General features: G+C 44.3%; 19 protein-coding genes. 15 read left to right on the top strand and 4 right to left on the bottom strand.

The genetic code is table 11. The annotated features are described in order from the left end of the window. Positions 1–112: 112 nt before the first annotated feature. The gene (locus tag AC805_RS22950; protein ID WP_055077561.1) at positions 113–754 is read right to left on the bottom strand and encodes a response regulator transcription factor; all 642 of its coding nucleotides are present in this window, start codon (positions 752–754) and stop codon (positions 113–115) included. 359 nt (positions 755–1,113) lie between these two features. Here AC805_RS22950 and AC805_RS22945 point away from each other — a divergent pair, with 359 nt between their 5' ends. Further along, positions 1,114–1,479, top strand: a complete 366-nt coding sequence (locus AC805_RS22945) for a response regulator transcription factor (protein ID WP_055077560.1) — start codon at positions 1,114–1,116, stop codon at positions 1,477–1,479. 305 nt (positions 1,480–1,784) lie between these two features. Here AC805_RS22945 and AC805_RS22940 read toward each other — a convergent pair whose 3' ends face one another. Next, positions 1,785–2,966: a TRC40/GET3/ArsA family transport-energizing ATPase gene (locus AC805_RS22940; protein ID WP_055077559.1), complete on the bottom strand. Its 1,182-nt coding sequence runs from the start codon at positions 2,964–2,966 to the stop codon at positions 1,785–1,787. 408 nt (positions 2,967–3,374) lie between these two features. Between AC805_RS22940 and AC805_RS22930 the strand changes: the two genes are divergently transcribed. From AC805_RS22930 to AC805_RS22920, 3 genes are all read left to right on the top strand, one after another. After that, positions 3,375–3,737, top strand: a complete 363-nt coding sequence (locus AC805_RS22930; protein WP_055077557.1) for an Hpt domain-containing protein — start codon at positions 3,375–3,377, stop codon at positions 3,735–3,737. Positions 3,738–3,980: 243 nt separating this feature from the next. Next, positions 3,981–4,421 (top strand): Rrf2 family transcriptional regulator, encoded by a 441-nt coding sequence (locus tag AC805_RS22925; protein WP_055077556.1) that lies wholly within the window; start codon positions 3,981–3,983, stop codon positions 4,419–4,421. A gap of 280 nt (positions 4,422–4,701) precedes the next feature. Further along, positions 4,702–5,421 carry a GDSL-type esterase/lipase family protein gene (locus tag AC805_RS22920; protein WP_055077555.1) on the top strand — a complete coding sequence of 240 codons (720 nt, stop codon included), beginning with the start codon at positions 4,702–4,704 and terminating at the stop codon, positions 5,419–5,421. Between the two features lie 223 nt (positions 5,422–5,644). Here AC805_RS22920 and pcrA read toward each other — a convergent pair whose 3' ends face one another. Beyond that, on the bottom strand, positions 5,645–8,020 hold the full coding sequence (gene pcrA / locus AC805_RS22915) for a DNA helicase PcrA (RefSeq protein ID WP_055077554.1): 2,376 nt from the start codon (positions 8,018–8,020) through the stop codon (positions 5,645–5,647). A gap of 136 nt (positions 8,021–8,156) precedes the next feature. Here pcrA and AC805_RS22910 point away from each other — a divergent pair, with 136 nt between their 5' ends. The 11 genes from AC805_RS22910 (at position 8,157) to AC805_RS22875 (ending at position 16,482) form a co-directional block, all read left to right on the top strand. Further along, the gene (locus AC805_RS22910) at positions 8,157–9,614 is read left to right on the top strand and encodes a serine/threonine-protein kinase (protein ID WP_055077553.1); all 1,458 of its coding nucleotides are present in this window, start codon (positions 8,157–8,159) and stop codon (positions 9,612–9,614) included. Between the two features lie 126 nt (positions 9,615–9,740). Then, positions 9,741–10,280, top strand: coding sequence for a 2'-5' RNA ligase family protein (locus AC805_RS22905; protein WP_055077552.1), 540 nt, complete (start codon positions 9,741–9,743; stop codon positions 10,278–10,280). Between the two features lie 439 nt (positions 10,281–10,719). After that, entirely contained in the window at positions 10,720–12,063 is a 1,344-nt protein-coding gene (locus AC805_RS22900; protein WP_055077551.1) for a nicotinate phosphoribosyltransferase, read from the top strand. A 128-nt stretch (positions 12,064–12,191) separates the two neighbouring features. Beyond that, positions 12,192–12,422 (top strand): DUF433 domain-containing protein, encoded by a 231-nt coding sequence (locus AC805_RS22895; RefSeq protein ID WP_055077550.1) that lies wholly within the window; start codon positions 12,192–12,194, stop codon positions 12,420–12,422. Beyond that, positions 12,419–12,751 carry a DUF5615 family PIN-like protein gene (locus AC805_RS25045; RefSeq protein WP_072143731.1) on the top strand — a complete coding sequence of 111 codons (333 nt, stop codon included), beginning with the start codon at positions 12,419–12,421 and terminating at the stop codon, positions 12,749–12,751. Before AC805_RS22895 ends, AC805_RS25045 begins: the two co-directional genes overlap by 4 nt. A 464-nt stretch (positions 12,752–13,215) precedes the next feature. Next, positions 13,216–13,503 (top strand): HNH endonuclease, encoded by a 288-nt coding sequence (locus tag AC805_RS25040; protein ID WP_231664232.1) that lies wholly within the window; start codon positions 13,216–13,218, stop codon positions 13,501–13,503. A gap of 85 nt (positions 13,504–13,588) precedes the next feature. Next, positions 13,589–14,272: a ribonuclease III gene (gene rnc / locus AC805_RS22890; RefSeq protein WP_055077549.1), complete on the top strand. Its 684-nt coding sequence runs from the start codon at positions 13,589–13,591 to the stop codon at positions 14,270–14,272. Positions 14,273–14,411: 139 nt separating this feature from the next. Beyond that, complete coding sequence (locus tag AC805_RS25035) at positions 14,412–14,576, top strand: type II toxin-antitoxin system HicB family antitoxin (protein ID WP_072143729.1); 165 nt, start codon at positions 14,412–14,414, stop codon at positions 14,574–14,576. A gap of 159 nt (positions 14,577–14,735) precedes the next feature. Next, complete coding sequence (locus tag AC805_RS22885; protein WP_055077548.1) at positions 14,736–15,176, top strand: DUF29 domain-containing protein; 441 nt, start codon at positions 14,736–14,738, stop codon at positions 15,174–15,176. Between the two features lie 8 nt (positions 15,177–15,184). After that, a complete protein-coding gene (locus AC805_RS22880; RefSeq protein ID WP_055077547.1) occupies positions 15,185–15,775 on the top strand; it encodes a nicotinate-nucleotide adenylyltransferase in 591 nt (196 codons plus the stop codon). Further along, positions 15,748–16,482 (top strand): NrtR DNA-binding winged helix domain-containing protein, encoded by a 735-nt coding sequence (locus AC805_RS22875; RefSeq protein ID WP_055077546.1) that lies wholly within the window; start codon positions 15,748–15,750, stop codon positions 16,480–16,482. The genes AC805_RS22880 and AC805_RS22875 overlap by 28 nt, the downstream gene beginning before the upstream one ends. A gap of 165 nt (positions 16,483–16,647) precedes the next feature. On the opposite strand, the gene pheT is transcribed toward AC805_RS22875, so the two are convergent. Next, positions 16,648–19,059, bottom strand: coding sequence for a phenylalanine--tRNA ligase subunit beta (gene pheT / locus AC805_RS22870; RefSeq protein ID WP_055077545.1), 2,412 nt, complete (start codon positions 19,057–19,059; stop codon positions 16,648–16,650). Between the last annotated feature and the right edge of the window lie 248 nt (positions 19,060–19,307).

Genomic DNA, 19,307 nt, shown 5'->3' with positions numbered 1-19,307 from the left:
TTATAGCTATCGCCAAATGTACTAGGACATAAACCCCAAGAATTGACTGGCGGCGCTTCGCGCCGCCAGTCAATTCTTGGGGTTTGATTTGTCCTCAGTCAAGTGACTGTAGCTATACTAGGGCTTGGATGGAAGTCGCTAAAATGGCGATCTGAGTTCGGTTCCGCAAATTTAGTTGGCTGAGAATATTGGTAATATGATTTTTCACCGTTCGGGTTGAGATATAAAGCTGATTGGCAATTTCCTCATTATTTGCACCCGTGGCAATTAACTGTACTATCTGCTGTTCCCTAGGCGTGAGCTTATACCAGTCACCTGTAGAAACTTCGGTAGCTTCAGGAATCCTTGCGATCGCCTTTCTCCCTAACGTTAAGTCTAGATGCATATAACCCCGATATACCGCCTGAATCGCAAATGCTAATTCTTCAGGTGGCGTATTTTTTAGGATATAGCCCGATGCACCATACTTTAAGGCTTGAGAAATATATTCTTCTGTATCATCGATCGTCAGTATGAGAATTTTGGTGTCAGGAGCGCGATCGCATATTTGTTTTGTTGCCTCTACGCCATCCATAATAGGCATTTGCACATCCATGAGCACAACATCAGGCTTAAGTATTTCCACCTGCTCGATCGCCAATTTACCATTTTCCGCTTCACCCACAATCTCCAAACAAACTTCATCGCCAAGGGAAATGGTGAGGGCACGACGAATAAAGGGATGATCGTCTACAAGTAAAACGCGGATTTTCATAGGATTTGACTATCTAGGTTTAGGCGATCGCTAGTTCGTTTTCCAAAGGATTGCCCTTGTCTTGCATGGGCATACATTTGCGAGGCTCAACATATTAAGTAGCTAAGCATAAGTAAACTTAAAACCTAGACGAGCGTACCGCCCGCTACGCGGGCGGTACGCTCGCTGGTTTTGTTTTTTAATTATGCCGAACTACTTACGATGCTCTCCAGATTAACCGTTTCCGAATTGGCAATCAAGTAGCCATAGTCCTAAATGCCCATAGGACTAAAGTACTAAACAAATTCAGGACTTACGCTTCATGTGGAATCCATTGCGCAACCTTAGAATTAGCCCATAGAAATGAGAGGTTTAAAACTATGTCGAAGATTTTAGTTGTGGAAGATAGCCAGATGCAGTTAGAGCTGATTGCCAACCTGCTAAGAAACAATCAATTTGAGATTGCGATCGCCAGTAATGGTGTTGAAGCGATCGCACAAACGGAATTGCTTCATCCCGATCTGATAATTATGGATGTGATCATGCCCAAAATGAATGGCTACGAGCTTTGTCGGAGATTGCGAGATAATCCCGTAACTTGGAATATCAATATCATTATTTGTTCCGCTAAAACGACAAAAGCCGATCGCTATTGGGGCTTGCGACAGGGGGCGAATGCTTACTTAGCAAAGCCTTTTGCGCCAGAGGATTTGCTTGATACTGTGCGGGAGCTATTAGAAAAGTGATGTGCTTGCTATACCTTCCCGTTAAATAAGTAGCTGGGTTAATTAAAAACCAGATTAGCGCACGCTGCGCGTGCGCTACAGCTTTTGGGGTTTTATATTTAATTACACCTAGATACTTACTATAGACTCATAAAAACAAGAAATAGCAGTGCAGGGCTCAGCCCTGCACTGCTATTTCTTGTCTGGCAAACGAATTATACCAATTCCCAAAAGTGTGGCTACACTTTTGGGAATTGAAAACCAAACCCAGTAAGGGTTTTAAAATCACAAAATGGCTACGCCATTTTGTGATTTGGTATTACAGCCTATACGGGAGTTGAAAATCTGATTTTCAGATAGTCGTCTTCCATTTTTGCACCAGCGGTTTGGAGAACCGATAGAGCCTGTGGTAGGACTAGATTGCGGCGATGATTGCCAATGCGAATATTTAGCTCATCACCCGTTTTGGTTAGTTCAATCTTTTCCTTGGGTACTCCTGGCAGATACAGTTCTAAACGATACTGTTTGTTTTCCTCTACCACCCGCATGGTATTTTCCTTGTAGTAAACCTGCGAAGGATCTTCATTGCCATAGAGAGTCTCTTTGAGACGTTCTAAGGCTGCGATCCCACACATCTCTTCGGCATAGAGAGGGATCTGCTTAATTGGTAAGGGATGGAAATCGCGGTGAATTTGCTCGCAGTATTGCTTTTGATTGTCTTTCCAAGCTTTAAAAAATGGATCTTGGACTTCTTCAGGGATAATGCGATTGGCAATCACCATATCGGTGGCAACATTGTAGAGACTGAGATAGGAATGCGCCCTCAAGGATTCATTAATCACCATCTTCTCGGGGTTTGTCACGAGTCTAACCGTAGTGGTGGTGTTGTCCGTGAGGATTTTTTCTAGCGCTTCTAGTTCTTCATAAAATTCATAGGGTGCATCCATGACTTCTTTATTTGGCAGCGAGAAACCTGTGACTCGTTTGAAAATCGGTTCAAATACGGGGCTGAGTACTTGCGCCATCCCCTGCAATGGCTTGTAAAATTTCCGCATGTACCAGCCTGCAACTTCAGGTAATGAAAGAAGGCGGAGAGCTGTCCCCGTAGGCGCAGAGTCAATTACTAGGACATCGTATTCTTTCTCATCATAATGACGTTTGACCCTTACTAGTCCAAAAATCTCATCCATGCCAGGAAGAATTGCTAATTCTTCCGCTTGAACTCCTTCTAATCCTCTTGCCTGTAGAACTTCGCTGATATAACGTTTGACCGCACCCCAGTTTCCTTCCAATTCCCGTAAGGCATCTAGCTCGGCTCCCCATAGATTGGGTCGGACTTCTCTAGGATCATGTCCCAACTCGACCATAAAGCTATCGGCGAGAGAGTGTGCGGGATCGGTACTCAAAACTAACGTTTTGTAACCTAATTCGGCACAGCGTAGCCCCGTGGCTGCTGCGACGGAGGTTTTACCAACTCCGCCTTTTCCTGTCATTAAAATGATACGCATGGTCGATTTGACTCGTCTTGTTAAAATTTGGATTTATGCTTAGTTGCTTATAAAGTTGGATTAGTGGGTTTGTTTGAATCGATTGCTTTGCAAATCTTTACATTTATCGCCTATTCTAGCATCGATATTGCGATCGCCATTTTTAAAGTTAGAGGATATGGCATAGATAGAAAAGCACATACTTCTTGTTATCAGAATGATATTTTGTATAGAAAATCCCCCATAGCAGGATGTGCAAAATCTAATTTAACTGTTAAGCGCTAGCCATTGATTTTAAATTAACTTTAACTCGCCTTTAAATAGAATGTAATTCTTGTAAATTCTAAATTTTAAGCCTTTATACTATGGTAGTTTATCTAGATATAAGCTTAAATGAGCTTAGCCAAGTGCTGTATAGTTTTGAGCAATATGAATCAGCAACCAATTCCTCCCATTGACTTAGCCCATTTGCACCAAATCTCCGAGGGGGATATTGAGTTTGAAATTGATGTTTTGCGGGTTTATATTGAAGATATATCTCAACGAATAGAAAGTATTCGCAAGGCGATCGCTAATGATGATTTGCCTAAATTAATGGGTGCGGCTCATCATATTAAGGGAGCTAGTGGCAATGTTGGGGCTTTACAAATCCAAAGTTTGGCAGTCCAGCTCGAAAAATTAGGCGAACTCCAAGACCAAGGGGCAATTTCGGTAATAATTGATGAAATGCTGGAAAAAATCAAAGTCGTCGAGCAATTTATCGATGAAAAATCTGCCGCCTTGTCCTCATAAAGTGTTGTATAGCTACCGCCAACTGTATCAGGACATAAAACCCAAGATCGCACGGCAACACGATCTTGGGTTTTAATTTTGTCCGAACAAGACTGGCGGTAGCTATAGATTGAGAGAATTACTTCACTTCGTGCCATTATTCTCTTCGGAATTACATATTTGCTCTAAATTTACAGTGGCATACCGTAGTATCATAGAATGCAATAGGATAAAATATCTTTAAAATAAGAAATACGGTCTGTTGTGGAACTTTCTTTAAAGAGTGAATATGCAATTTTAGCTATGGTTGAGCTAGCTAATAATACTGCGATCGATCAGCCTCTCCAGATTCGTCAAATTGCTCACCAACAAAATATCCCCGATCGCTATTTAGAGCAGTTACTAGCGACCTTAAAACGACAGGGATTGGTCAAAAGCCAACGTGGAGCCAAAGGTGGCTACGTTCTCGCCCGCAATCCTTGGGAGATTAGCTTGTTAGAAATCATTCGGGGCATAGAAGGTTACGACCCCATCTCTGAAAAAAGCAGTAAATCAGGTAGTGAGAGCGCATCTCTTGCGGTAATTCGGGAAGCGTGGGAATTGGCTCAAAAGGCGGCTTCTAATGTGTTAGATGACTGCACGCTTAAAGATCTCTGCGATCGGCAACGGCAGCGCCAAATCGCAACAACTATGTATTACATCTAATACCAAATCACAAAATGGCTACGCCATTTTGTGATTTTAAAACCCTTACTGGGTTTGGTTTTTAATTCCCAAAAGTGTGGCTACACTTTTGGGAATTGGTATCAAAGAGAGCGGCGGTACTTTGCACCGCCACTTTTTTTGGTAGCAAAATAAAATCACGCTAAAGATCCTAAAGATCCTAAAGATCCATGTAAGTAAAACTACTTAGTTGCGATAATCTGGATGTAGATTTGTTAAGCAATTAGTCTATTTACGTCTATTTACTCAGAGCGCATTTTTGATGACGACCTTAAACCTCCTGAGAACTCCAACTCTATTCTCCTGCTCCCAAACACTCAGGGTCACTGCATTTGGTGATAGTTTAATCTATGGCTATGGCGATCCTGTTAATGGCGGCTGGGTCGAGCAGCTACGACGACAATGGATGGCTACATCTCCTAACCATGTCCTCTATAACTTAGGCGTAAGGGGCGATACGGTAGCACAGGTCAATCAACGCCTAGAGCAAGAATTTTTACTGCGGGGAGAGCTTCGCAATAACCGTCCCGATCTGATGATTTTATCGGTGGGGGTAAATGACTCGCCACGGGTTGGCAAGCGCCAAGGGCGAAATATGACCGATAGCGATCGCTTTACCCTCGAAATTATCAATTTACTAGACAAGGCACAGAATCTCTGTCCAGTTATATTTGTGGGCATGGTTCCTGTGGATGAGTCAAAAATGCCTTTCTTAGGATGTATGTATTTCAATCATGAAGATCAGTTCCGCTATAAGGAAGCCACGAAATTAGCTTGCCGATTGCGGGATATCCCCTACTTAGATGTTTTCGATCTATGGCAAGGTCGGGGACAAGATTGGATTAATAATCACTTGAGCGAGGATGGATTGCATCCAAATTCTGAGGGTTATAATGCCCTTTTCCAAGATATTCTCCATTGGCAATCCCAAATTCAGTTGGAACAACTTATCTCCATATATAGCTACCGCCAGTCTTGTTAGGACAAAATTAAAACCCAAGATTGTGTTGTCGCGCCGAGCGCGACAACACAATCTTGGGTTTTATACCAATTCACGAAAGTGTGACAACACTTTTGTGAATTAAACACCAAACCCAGTAAGGTCTTGAGATTCCCAAAATGGCGTTGCCATTTTCGGAATTGGTTTTATGTCCTGATACAGTTGGCGTTAGCTATAAGTAGCTAAATTACGGGCTATACCATACCTATATTTTCTGAATTGGGGCAATTTTGGGATCGATGATTTTTTTGCCTTGACCTGAGAAGGACACGGCTAAGTACATCTTGTCACCAGTACCGAGCAAATTCGCAACTTGACCTTCGCCAAATTTATCGTGCATGACGCGATCGCCTACTTGCCAATCAATGCGAGGTTTGGGTTTGACAGAATTTACTTTGGTGGGGGGCATCGAGCGCAGCGAACCTTTAATACTGGTAGCTTCGGCACGTTGACTTGCCTTACTGATAAATTTATCGATGCCATGCCCTGTGAGATATTCTTTCGGCAACTCAGCTAGGAATTGGGAAGGAATCGCATATTCACGGTTGCCATAGAGACGACGGGCTTGAGCGTGACTGAGGAAGAGTTTCTCTTGGGCGCGAGTGATGCCCACATACATGAGACGGCGTTCTTCTTCCAGAGCCATGGGATCGTTAATGGAACGGAAGCTAGGAAACAGACCCTGCTCTAAACCAACTAGGAATACTACAGGAAATTCTAAACCCTTGGCAGCATGGAGGGTCATGAGAGTGACCTTCTCCGCACTCTCTTTGTTATCGTCAAGGCTAGAGGCGAGAGCGGCATTCGCTAAGAATGCGTCGAGGGAAGCATCTTCATTCTCCTCGGCAAATTGGACTGCCGCATTATAGAGTTCTTGTAAGTTGGCAATACGATCGTTGGCTTCGTCGTTACTCTGTGCTTTTAATTCATCGACATAGCCAGATTCGGCAAGAATTCCCTGAATGATATCGGCGGCAGGGGTAACGGCAACTTTCGCTTGCCATTTTTGCATTAGTTCGACAAAGGAGAGAACTCCTCGCGCCGATCGCCCTGCCAGAGTTTTGACCGTAGTTTCATCGCTGATAATTTCCCAGATCGGCACGCTGAGTTCTTGAGCGGCTTGTTGGAGCTTATCGAGGGTTGCTTTGCCGATGCTGCGCTTGGGGACATTGATAATTCGCATCAATCCGAGGGTGTCGGAGGGGTTAGAGAGTAAACGCAAGTAGGAAAGAACGTCTTTGATCTCTTTGCGATCGTAAAAGCGCAGTCCTCCGACTACCTTATAAGGGATATTCCATCGCACCAGCATTTCCTCAAAGGGGCGAGACTGGGCATTAGTGCGATAGAGAATCGCAAAATGTCCGAGATTAGCGCTCGGAGTCTTGGTCTTAACGCGGCGAATCTGCTCAATGACGAACTGCGATTCATCCACCTCATCCTCGGCGCGAAATAATTCGATCAGGTCGCCATCGGGTCTAGTTGCCTTCAGGATTTTGTCAATCCGTTGGGAGTTATGGTCGATCAGTTGGTTCGCAAGTTCAAGAATATTGGCGACGGAACGATAGTTCTCTTCCAGCTTGATCATCGTTTTGGTATGAGCATCGGGCAGGCGATCGCCAAAGGCTTCTTGAAACTCCATTAAAATAGTGAAGTCTGCTGAACGGAAACTATAAATTGATTGATCGGCATCGCCAACCACAAAAATGGAACGATTGCTCCAGCTTTGACTGGCATTATTCGTAGCGAGTAACCGAATGAGATCGTATTGGGTGCGATTGGTATCTTGATATTCATCGACGAGAATATGCTGAAAGCGATCGTGCCAATATTTAAGAACTTCAGGATTTTGCTGAAATAGACGCACTGGTAAGAAGATTAAATCGTCAAAATCGAGGGCATTATTAGTAGCTAGTTGATTTTGGTAGAGACTGTAAACCTGGGCGATCGCTCGTTTGCGAAAAGACGAATCATCGCTTTGTTTTTCATATTCCTCTGGAGTCCATCCCTTGTTTTTGGCATTGCCGATCGCAAAACGTACCGACCTTGGCTCAAATTTTTTCTCGTCTAAATTTAATTGATTGATGACGATATCTTTGACTAAGGATTGAGCGTCAGAATCGTCAAAAATTGAAAAGTTCTTTGCCCAGCTTCTACCATTACTATCCTTATACTTATCAATATCAAGGCGTAAGATGCGACAGCACATACTATGGAACGTTCCCATCCAAAGCCCATCTTGAGCAAAGCTATTGATATATTGCTTATAAACTTTCTTACGGAGCTTATCCTGTTCCCAATCACTAATTTCGCTTAAGGATTTTCCATATTCTCTTTGGGCAACCTCTTGCGTTAACAAAGATTGAATTCGCTCGTTCATTTCTTTGCCTGCCTTATTCGTAAAGGTCACTGCTAGGATTTGCTCGGGGGCGACATTATGATTGAGCATTAAATTGGCGATGCGGTAGGTCAATGTCCTTGTTTTCCCTGAGCCTGCCCCTGCGACTACCAGCATTGGACCATGCAGATGGCTTGCTGCTTTTTGTTGGGCAGGGTTGAGATGATGCAAAAAGTTGGAACTCATGGGTGCAGGAGGGAGAAACTTAGGTAGACTCTAATACAGTATGCCAAAAATGTTTACTTGTGATCTTTCTGAGATAGTCTGTGTCAAGTCTCGATTACCCGAAAGATCTGTCAATCTCTAACTTAATGATGAGCCAGTGGATATTTATTGCACGCGCCCGAATTGCCGAAGCCCTCTAAATTCTTTTGCCGATCTCGATAGCGGCAATACGATAAAAACGATCGCTCAAAAATTCTGTACGACCTGTGGGATGCCTTTGCTGCTCGGCGGACGCTATATCGTCGAAAAACCGATCGCTCAAGGTGGTTTTGGGGCGACCTTCTTGGCTCGTGATCGCTATACGCCTGCGATGAAACGTTGTGTGGTGAAGCTCCTGCAGCCAGTTGGTTTGAATAGCTCCCAGATGGTAATCGCCAAGCAAATGTTTGAGCGCGAGGCAACAGTCCTAGAGGCTTTGGGCACACATCCTCAAATTCCTGATTTACTTGCCTATTTTGAAGTGCAGGCGGGGCAGGATGAATTTTTCTTTTTGGTTCAGGAATTTGTCGATGGCTTTACTTTAGAGCAAATTGTTGCCCAGCATGGGGCGATCGCCGAAGCCGATGTTTTAGAGATTCTGCAAAGTCTACTGACCGTTTTGACATTTATTCATGAAAAGGGCTCGATTCATCGGGATATCAAACCTGCGAATATCATGGTACGCAAATCCGATCAGACCTATTTTTTACTGGATTTTGGCGCGGTCAAGCAGGTGGCAGGCGCAGCTCAGGGGCAAAGATCTACGGGTATTTTCACTCCCGGCTATGGCGCACCCGAACAAATGCGCGGCGACACGGTATTTCCTGCAACCGATCTCTATGCTTTAGGGGTAACTTGTCTCTTTTTGCTGACGGGACAAGAGCCCGAAGAATTATTTGATGTGAATAATAACAAGTGGCAATGGGACCGTTTCGTACAGCTCAGCCCTAACTTTAATCGAGTTTTACAAAAGATGCTGGCGGCGGCTCCTAACGATCGCTGGGCTTCAGCCCCAGAGGTGCTTCAAGCCCTTAATAATCCTAATATTCAACCTCAAAATATTCAACCTCAAAATTCAGCATCTCCAGTCAAGCCAACGTATCAGACGAGTATTCAAGTGCCGCCGCCTGCGCCTCTGCCCAATTTCACGCCGCCAATCCCCAAACCTGCGGTGCGGTCGTCAAAAACGCCTTGGTTGCTGGCGGCTCCGATCCCCATTCAGTTTACGGCTGCTTTTTTGCTCGGTGTCGAGGCGATGTTGCTATGGCAAGTAAGCGCAACCGTGGGAGTTGCCGCAATAGGCACTCCTGCCAATCTAATTGCTTTGGCGATCGCGTTAATCGGCATTATTGCCCTGAGAACCAGTTCCATTCTGGATAATAAAGATCTCTTTGTATTCGTAAACCTATTGAGCTTTGCCGCAGTTTGGGGCGGTCAATTCTTGATGAAATCCTTGTTTCAAAGCTTCCCAAATTGGATAGATATCTTTCAATATTGCGGAGTAGCTGGTTTTGCCGCGATCGCGGTGATGGCAGCCTTTCGCCTGATCTTCCAATTGCTATATTCACTGCTCTAAATCACTGACTAAGCAATACCAGAGAGCGTACTGCCCGCTCCGCGGTCGGTACGCTCTTCTAGGTTTTAAGTTTACTTATGCTTAGCTACTTAGATCGTTACCCACATCACTAATCTAAGCCGAAGTATGCACCAAAGATTTTTTATCGCCTTGTTGCCGCCTAGGGAAATTCAAACGGAAGCGCTCCAAATTCAGAATTATTTTAGCGATCGCTATCATTCTCAAGCTGCGCTCAAAGCTCCTCCCCATATCACGCTCATCCCCCCCTTTGAATTAGCTCGCGATCGCTTAGAGCCATTACAAATCGAACTAGAAAAATTTGCCAAAACGCGATCGCCTTTTGCCATTAACCTATCGGGGTTCGCGGCTTTTCCGCCTCGGGTGATTTATATCCATGTTGTACCTAGCCCCACTTTGTTGCAGCTCTATGGAGATCTTGCTGCTACCCTTTCCCAAAATCTTGGGATTGTCGACCCCTATGCTCCGAGACCCTTTGTACCTCATATGACCGTTGCTTTTCGGGACTTAACTCCTGAAAATTTCGATCTTGCTTGGGCAGAATTTAGCGATCGCCAAATTAATTTTGAATTTGAGGCAAAGGAATTAACTCTATTAGCTTATGAAGAAAGGAAATGGGAAGTTCACACTCAATCTTCCTTTTTATAGCTACAGTCACTTGACTTAGGACAAAAGAATTGATTGGCGGCGCGAAGCGCCGCCAATCAATTCTTTTGTCCTATTAGACTTGGCGACAGCTATATTTTGCACAAGTACTTATTGCTGAAACAAATCCATATTTAATGTTGCTTTTACTATAAGTTGTTAATACTTCCCAATGTCTGAATTGAGGTTTTGGTAATCTACAGCAACGTAAGAGATAGCTAAGACAAATCAAAACCCTAAAGACGAGTGGTGGCGCTTCGAGCTACCACTCGTCTTTAGGGTTTTATGTTCCAAGCAAACCTTACGTTGCTATAAATAACTTTTTTGAGCGTTCAACCTTAACAAAAAGCTGATTGATTTAAATTTATTCAGATAAAAAATGCTTGCAGTTTTGGTAAAATCCACTATAATAAGAGGATAAGCCTCTATCCCCACTCAAGTCATGAGCGCTATAACTGTGAACCCTGCTGTGAGCCTAAAGTCCGATACGTTGAATATTGCAACGGATGAATATGGGCTGCTTACCGATCTTTATCAATTGACGATGGGTGCCTGCTACGTGCGGGAGAAATGCGATCGCAAGAGGGCTAGTTTTGAATTATTCGTACGTCGTCTTCCCCAAGGATTTGGCTACTTAATTGCGATGGGAATCGCCCAAGCGGTGGAATATTTGCAAAATCTTCATTTCACTTCCGCGCAAATAGCAGCCTTGCAAGCTACAGGAATTTTCACGAATACCGATCGCCGCTTTTGGGAGTTGTTAACTAACTTCCGCTTTGAAGGCGATCTATGGGCCGTACCAGAAGGAACAGCACTCTTTGCGAACGAACCTTTTTTAAGAATTGAAGCTCCGCTTTGGCAAGCACAACTGGTCGAGACCTATCTCCTAAATGCGATCAACTATCAAACCTTGATTGCCACTAAAGCCGCCAGAATGCGCGATGTAGCAGGCGATCGCATTACCCTCTTAGAATTTGGCACAAGACGCGCCTTCAGTCCTCAAGCCTCTCTCTGGGCGGCAAGAGCAGCAATCGCCGCAGGTATGGATGCTACTTCTAACGTACTAGCTGCGCTGAAACTTGGCAGGCAACCGAGCGGCACAATGGCTCATGCCTTAGTCATGGCATTGAATGCCACCGAAGGTAGTGAAGCCCAAGCCTTTAACGCTTTCTATCAGGTTTTCCCCAATAGCCCTCTCCTAATCGATACCTTCGACACAATCGCTGCTGCCCGTAACCTAGCCGCAAAAGTCAGATCTGGGGAGATGCAAGTAAAAGGAGTTCGCCTTGATTCAGGGGATATTGCCGCAATTTCTCAGGAAGTAAAAGCGCTACTTCCCGATGTTGCCATATTTGCGAGCGGTGACATAGACGAAGCCGAGATTCTTCGACTCAAGACGTTAGGAGCGCCCATTGATGGCTATGGCATCGGCACAAAACTAGTGACAGGTGCGCCCGTAAATGGAGTTTATAAACTTGTGGAAATTGATAATATTCCTGTTTCTAAAAAGTCAAGCGGGAAACAATCGATCGCAGGTCGCAAACAGATCTGGCGCAGTTTTGAGAATGGAATAATAACAGGCGATCGCCTCACCCATATTTCCGAACTTCCTAATTCTAACGAGCTACCTTTACTAGAATGCATCATGCACGATGGCGAACTTTTGAAGTCTTTGGATGATTTAGATGCGATCGCAAAACGTACTCGAAATTCCGTACAGTCCTTGCCTCAGGCAGTTCGCAATATTCCTAATCCAGAGACAGTTCCTGTAAAAGTTGATATGTAACGCAAAGCCTGACTAATAAATAAAGCAAGTCGGGGCATTGCTGAATTATCTTAAACTGGAAATAGATAAGCATCATCCATTTCCCTTGTGTTAGACTTTGACTAACTTGTTGCTTAAAAGAGGCAAATATGAACTACCGAAACATTATTACAATTGAAGCGGATAAACGAGGTGGTAAGCCCTGCATTCGCCGAATGCGTATTACTGTATATGATGTTTTGGGTTGGTTGGCGGCTGGAATGTCTCATGCTGAAATCTTAGATGATTTCCCAGAATTGACAGAGCAAGATATCAGGGCTTGTTTGGAGTTTGCTGCTGATCGGGAACATAGATTGATGGCTGTTGTGGGTGCTGCGTGAGATTACTATTCGATCAAAACTTGAGCCGTAAGCTCATCGGGAGATTGGTTGACCTTTTCCCAAACTGTAGCCATGTTCAGTTTCATGATTTGGCAGATAAAACTGATACGGAGATATGGGAATTTGCAAAGAATAACTGCTTCTGTATTGTGACTCAAGATGCAGACTTTGCAGAGAGAAGTCGTTTGTATGGTTCTCCTCCTAAGGTGATTTGGTTGCGCTGTGGAAATGTTCCCACAAGTCAAATTGAGAAAATTTTACGTTCTGGAGTAGAGGTAATTCAGGAATTAAGAAATAGTTCAAATATAGATTGCCTTGAGCTTTTTTAGATATGAGCGCACTATTTATAAATCTGATCGCCCAACTCACTAAGAATTCTATAAATTTATTCATCACAAATAAAATAATAATTCAGTAAATTTATTTGTCAAAAGACTATTGACAAATAAATTTAGTCGTAGTTAAATAAATCAAGACTAACAAATATCAACCATTTGATTTTCGTCTTATACATAACACCTAAATTTCTCAGTTTTGTGCAGCTTCACTATTTTGGCTCAGCACTGATTGTAGAGCAGCGATTGTATCTCTGGCAAAGATACTGGTTCAGCTAGCAAAGGTATTGGTTCAACATACTGAAGTATGCACTGGACTGAGGGATAGAGGTATTATGCTTAAGACGTTTACGGTCAAATATATCAAGGGATTATGCTATCTAAGCATATAATTCTCCCATATTTGGCAATTTGATATTTCAAGTCCGTTAAACCGTAATTTAATGGAGTGCTTTGAAATGGCTAAGCAAATGACTAAGAAGCAAAAAGATGCGCTAAAGTATCAACTTGCTCATGTTTTAGGATTTGGCGAGCGTTGCTGGTGGGGAACTTATTGTTCTTCATCTAATGTATTTACACTCGATGAGCTAACTCTTGATCATCTTATCCCTCAAAGTAAAGGGGGATCAAATAATCCAGAAAACTTGCGCCTTGCCTGCTTGTGCTGTAATAGGTCTCGTGGTAACAGCCTATTTCCGCCTCCACAAAAGTATAGGAGTTCATCTTTAAACAACTCTAATAAATAACTTTTGTTTGACTAAAACCTAGATTCTATATTTAGGTTTTAGTTGATTTAGACAATTATATTCCTAACAAATAAACTCAACAAAAATGCATAAACTTTTGATTTTTAATGACGAAAAATTACTTCGTCGTGCGCTTACTCATCGCTCTTTTGTGAATGAAAACTTTGATGAATCTGGACATAATGAAAGACTAGAATTTCTTGGTGATGCTATTCTCAATTTTATTAGTGGGGAATATTTATATGAACAAAATCCTGAAATGGCAGAAGACGAAATGACTCGCAGACGTTCTGCTCTTGTGGATGAAAAACAACTCGCTCGTTTTGCTACTGAAGTTGGTCTGGATTTTAGAATCCGTTTGGGAGAAGGCGCAAAAAGAGAAGGTGGTTATACTAACCCTAATATTCTAAGCAGTACATTTGAAGCGGTTGTTGGTGCTTACTACTTGGATAATAAACGTAATATAGAAGTACTTCGTCCTCTAATAGAAAAACTATTTGATTCTGTACCTAAAGATATCATGGTTGTTCGCTCTAGTATAGATTCTAAAAATAAGCTCCAAGAATTCGTGCAAGCAAATGGAGCAATAACTCCCCCAAAGTACGAAACTGAACAGATTGGCGGAATGTCTCATGCTCCCGAATTTCTAGCCAAGGTCTATGTCAATGGCAAAATCTATGGTGAAGGAAAAGGTCGTAACAAGAAAGATGCAGAAAAAGAAGCTGCTGCCGATGCACTAGCTAAACTGAAAAAACGAGGATTGCTTTAAATACTCAATTCCAAAAACTGTTGGTGCTTTGACTGACTTGATAACTTTGGCGATCGCTTTTACTTCGTTAACCTATAGTAGACTCAGGTAATAAACTGAAAGCAATTTAGGCAAATCAAGATAAGCGAGTTAGTCAAAAATGATTAGAGAATTTAACGTAGTTATCGAAAAAGACTCTGATGGATACTTTGTCGCCTCAATTCCCAACTTGAGAGGCTGCCATACCCAAGCAAAATCCCTTGATATTCTCATGGAACGTATCCAAGAGGCAGCAGAACTATGCCTAGAATTCGAGAACCAATAAGAGATGAACTTAGAGACTTGCTGTAAGTGTAATTCCTGTTTTGATTGGCTTGAGGATTTTGGCGATCGCCTTTAATTTGTAAACTTGAGAAAGGCGATCGCCACAAAAAATGCTTTAACATGCATATATAGCTTTTCAGACAGGCAACCCAACTAGACTATGGAAAAAGTAGCAAACTATGAACAAAACTTCTTAACATGGACACGGCAACAGGCTGAGTACCTACAGAAAGGTCGTTGGGCGGAATTGGATGTCAAAAACTTGATCGAGGAATTAGAAGCATTGGGACGTAGCGAACAAAAAGAACTCAGTAGCTATTTTCAGGTGCTGGTAATACACTTGCTTAAATGTCAGTACCAACCTGAGAAAAGAGCATCGAGTTGGAATAACACACTTTCCAATTGTCGTGACAAAATTCAAGACTGTTTAGAAGATACTCCTAGTTTGCAAAGCTTCCTTCTAGATTCAGAATGGATAGAGGAATACTATCGACGGGCGCGAAGAGATGCGGCACAGGAAATACAGAAGCCTCTACAGACATTTCCAACTGAATGCCCATATACGATCGCCCAAATCCTCGATCCAGAATTTCTCTCCTAAACACGCAAATGAACATCGCCCTCTTTGGAACTAGCGCCGATCCGCCTAGTATCGGACATCAACAGATCTTGCAATGGCTCGATAATCACTACGATCGCACAATCGTTTGGGTATCGGACAACCCCTTCAAAACCCATCAAGCAAGCCTTAGCGATCGCCTTGCCATGATGGAGCTAACCATCGCCGCCATCCAACCACCTGCGCAAACGATTGGCTTGCATCCCGAACTTAGCGATCCGCGTACAATTAATACCGTCGAGAAAGCCAAGCAAATTTTGCCCCATGCCAACCTTACCCTCGTCATCGGTGGAGATCTCGTGCGGCAATTGCCCACATGGTATCGCGCCCAAGATTTGTTACATCAAGTTAAGCTGCTAGTCGTCCCTCGTCAGGGTGTAAGCATTGCGGCTATTGATATTGACCGCCTTGTCCAGATGGGCACGGAAGTGGCGATCGCCCCTGACTCCACCTCAATACCTAACGTTTCTTCGTCAGACTATCGCAACAATGGCAACAGTTCAGTCATAATACCCACAGTCGCAGCATATATCCAACGAGAGTCGCTTTACGCATGGCAGACAAGTCCCGCACCACAGTAACTAAAAAACCCCTAGCAGATTTCAAGGTCGGTGTCGATAACGTGATCTTTTCCGTCGATACCGAGCAGAATCGCCTATTGGTGTTACTGGTGATGCGTCAACACGAACCCTATCGCGATCGCTGGTGCTTGCCAGGAACCCTCGTGCGTCAAGGTGAATCCCTCGAAGAATCCGCCTATCGCATCCTCTCCGAGAAAATCCGCGCCAAAAATCTCTATCTCGAACAACTCTTTACCTTCGGCGATATCGGACGCGATCCTCGCGAAGCGCCCGATAGCTACGCAGTGCGCTATTTATCCGTTAGTTATTTTGCGCTCGTGCCCTTCTCTCAAGCCGAACTCATCGCTGATGGCGTTAGCGGCATCGCATGGTATCCCGTCAATCAAGTTCCCGAACTCGCCTTCGATCACAATCGCATTCTCGAATATGGTCATCGCCGCCTCCGCAATAAACTAGAGTATAGTCCAGTTGCCTTTGATGTTTTGCCCGAAGCCTTCACCCTCAGCGATCTCTATCAACTCTATACCACCGTTCTCGGCGAGAATTTCTCCGACTATTCTAATTTCCGCACCCGTCTGCTGAAGTTAGGTTTTTTGAGCGATACGGGTATTAAAACTTCACGGGGGGCGGGTCGTCCTGCCAGTCTTTATCGCTTTGATGCGGAGGCTTTTGCTCCCTTAAAAAATAAACCAATGGTATTTATCTAGGCAGTGCCATTGGCGATCATCGCTTTGATCGCAACATAAGGTTTGCGTAACCCCAAAAATTTATGAGTGGCGGCGCTAAGCGCCGCCACTCATAAATTTTGGGGTAATAGGACAAAATCAAAGCCTAAAACATAAGTGGCGGCGCTAAGCGCCGCCACTTATGTTTTAGCTTCTTAAGGTTGCTTGGAACTTCTCTTCCAGCAAGTCGCGTACTTTTTGATGTACGGGATTGATATCGACATCGGTTAAAGTGCGATCGCTAGCTCGATAGACGAGACGAAAGGCAAGACTGCGCGAACCTTCAGGCACGCCAGTACCAATATATTGATCGAAAAGAGTAACGGAATCGAGAAGTTCGCCGCCGATATGGGTAATCGATCGCTTAATATCAGCCACGGTAAACTTAAGGGGGGCAAAGAAGGCGATATCGCGATCGCTACTGGGATAGGTGGAGAAGGTCTGAAAAGTCGGAATAGACTTTTTCATCATGGCATCTAGTAAGGTATAGAAATCCAGCTCAAAGGCATAAATCTCATCGGGAAGTTCCTTCTCGGCGCGTAATTGAGGATGTAACTGCCCAAAGGTACCGAGGCGTTCGCCCGAAATCCATAATGAAGCAGTACGTCCAGGATGGAGGCGGTCATCCTTGTGATCGGGTTGATATTCCACAGCGACGGAGAGGTTGTGGAAAACCGAATCGAGTAAACCTTTGGCTTCATAGAAATTCAAAGGCTTGGAGTCATGCTGCCACGCTCCGACGGTAGGATCGCCACCAAAAATTCCTGCAATGCGATCGGTTTCATCGCTACCAGCTTCATCGAGCCAGAATACACGACCGATTTCAAATCCATTCAAAATACCGTTGCCTTGATTGATATTGAAGGCACAGGATTCGATTAAATTGGTGAGTAAATCGCCTCGGAGTGCTCCATACTCGATCGCGACAGGATTATTAATTTTGACTTGATGGGAATCGGTAGGGCTGCATAGAGACATATGCATGACTTCCGTTAAACCCACTGCCCTAAAAGCCGACCGAATCATTCGTCCGCCTTCTTGATCGGCGGAGAGGAATCCAAATTCTGTTCTTGCGGGGAGGGTTTCCACAAATTTGTCGTATCCATAGATCCGCGCAATTTCCTCGACTAAGTCGATTTCCCGTTCGATGTCGGCATAGCGATAGGGGGGAACGGTTACTTTCCAGACTGCATAGCTACCTTCCTCGATCGGCTGCTTTTCTAGCTCAAAGGATAGTACCCTGAGGGTTTGTTCGACTTCGGCTTCTGATAGTAAAGGCAGAGCGCTTTCATCTTCGCGATCGACTTCCCCGAGGATCTGCCATACTTTGGTTAAACGGAGGTCAATGGTGCGGACTTCCTTAGATCTGGCATCGACAATGCTTTGTTCGATCGCTTCGCCACCTGCGAGGTCGACAATCATCTGAATTGCCTTGGCTGTTGCGGCTTCGATCGCTGCTTGATTGACACCCCGCTCGTAACGCGCCGAAGCCTCGGTGCGTAAACCTTGAGCCCGTGCCGATCTCCTTGTGGTCACCTGTGTAAATAGAGCCGCTTCTAAAACAATATTGGTAGTGGTTTCCCCAACCTCGGTTTCAGCGCCGCCCATGACACCCGCGATCGCGATCGGTTGGTCACTTGATGTAATTAAGAAGTTTTGACTGGTAAGGGTGCGATCGGTATCATCAAGGGTTTTGATTTTTTCGCCAGACTTCGCAAAGCGCACACCGATATTGATGCCTTCCTGTAATGTATCGGCATCAAAGGCATGGAGTGGCTGTCCCCATTCCAATAAAATATAGTTGGTGATATCGACAATGTTATTGATAGAGCGCATACCTGCCGCTTCAATCCGTCGCTTCAGCCATTCAGGAGAAGGGGAAACCTTGACACCTTTAATTAAAGTGCCGATGTAGACGGGACAGGATTTCCGATCCTCCACAGTTACCCAATTGGCAGTTGGGATTTGAAAATCTTTAGTAGCTAGGGGTAAGCGGACTTCCTTACCCAACAGAGCCGCTACTTCACGGGCAATCCCGACCATACTGAGGGCATCGGCACGGTTCGCGGTGGAAGTAACATCAAGGATGGCATCATCCAATCCCAAGAGGGGGCGCACATCAGCACCAACCGTAACGCCATCGGGAAATTCATGGATGCCGCTTGATTCTTTTGCAAGCCCGATCTCAGCCAGCGAACAAATCATCCCTTCAGAACGTTCGCCCCGTAACTTAGTTGGTCGTAATTTCAGATCGACTGTGGGTAAATAGGTACCAATGGTAGCTACGGGAACAAATAAACCTTGTCTGGCGTTTGCCGCACCACAGACGATTTGTAAGGGTTCGGGTGCGCCGATATCAACTTGACAGACTTGCAGCTTATCCGCGTTGGGATGGCGCTCGGCGGTGAGGATATGACCGACAATGACACCCTCAGCCCATGTCCTGCGGTCTTCGATGGACTCCACTTCAAAGCCTGCCATCGTTAGTTTTTCTTCTAGCTCTTGAGGCGAGAGATCGCAGTCAACAATTTCACGGAGCCAATTCAAAGAGATACGCATTGGGAATTTTTGGAAAAAAGAGTGTTAAGAAATATTCAGGTTGTAAGTAGCCAAGCATAAGTAAACTAAAAAACCTGAAGTACGGGCTTCTGGCACAGCAGTCCGCCTATGCTCTGGTTTTGAATTTTAACCTTGCCAAACTAGTTAAGCAGTTAAGCATAATTAAAAACCCAAACCAGAGAGCGTACCGCCCGCTACGCGGGCGGTACGCTCTTCTAGGTTTTAAGTTTAATTATGCTTAGCTACTT

The sequence above is a fragment of the Pseudanabaena sp. 'Roaring Creek' genome (genome assembly GCF_001402795.1).
GTDB lineage: Bacteria > Cyanobacteriota > Cyanobacteriia > Pseudanabaenales > Pseudanabaenaceae > Pseudanabaena.
This window is presented reverse-complemented; position numbering and strand designations above follow the sequence as displayed.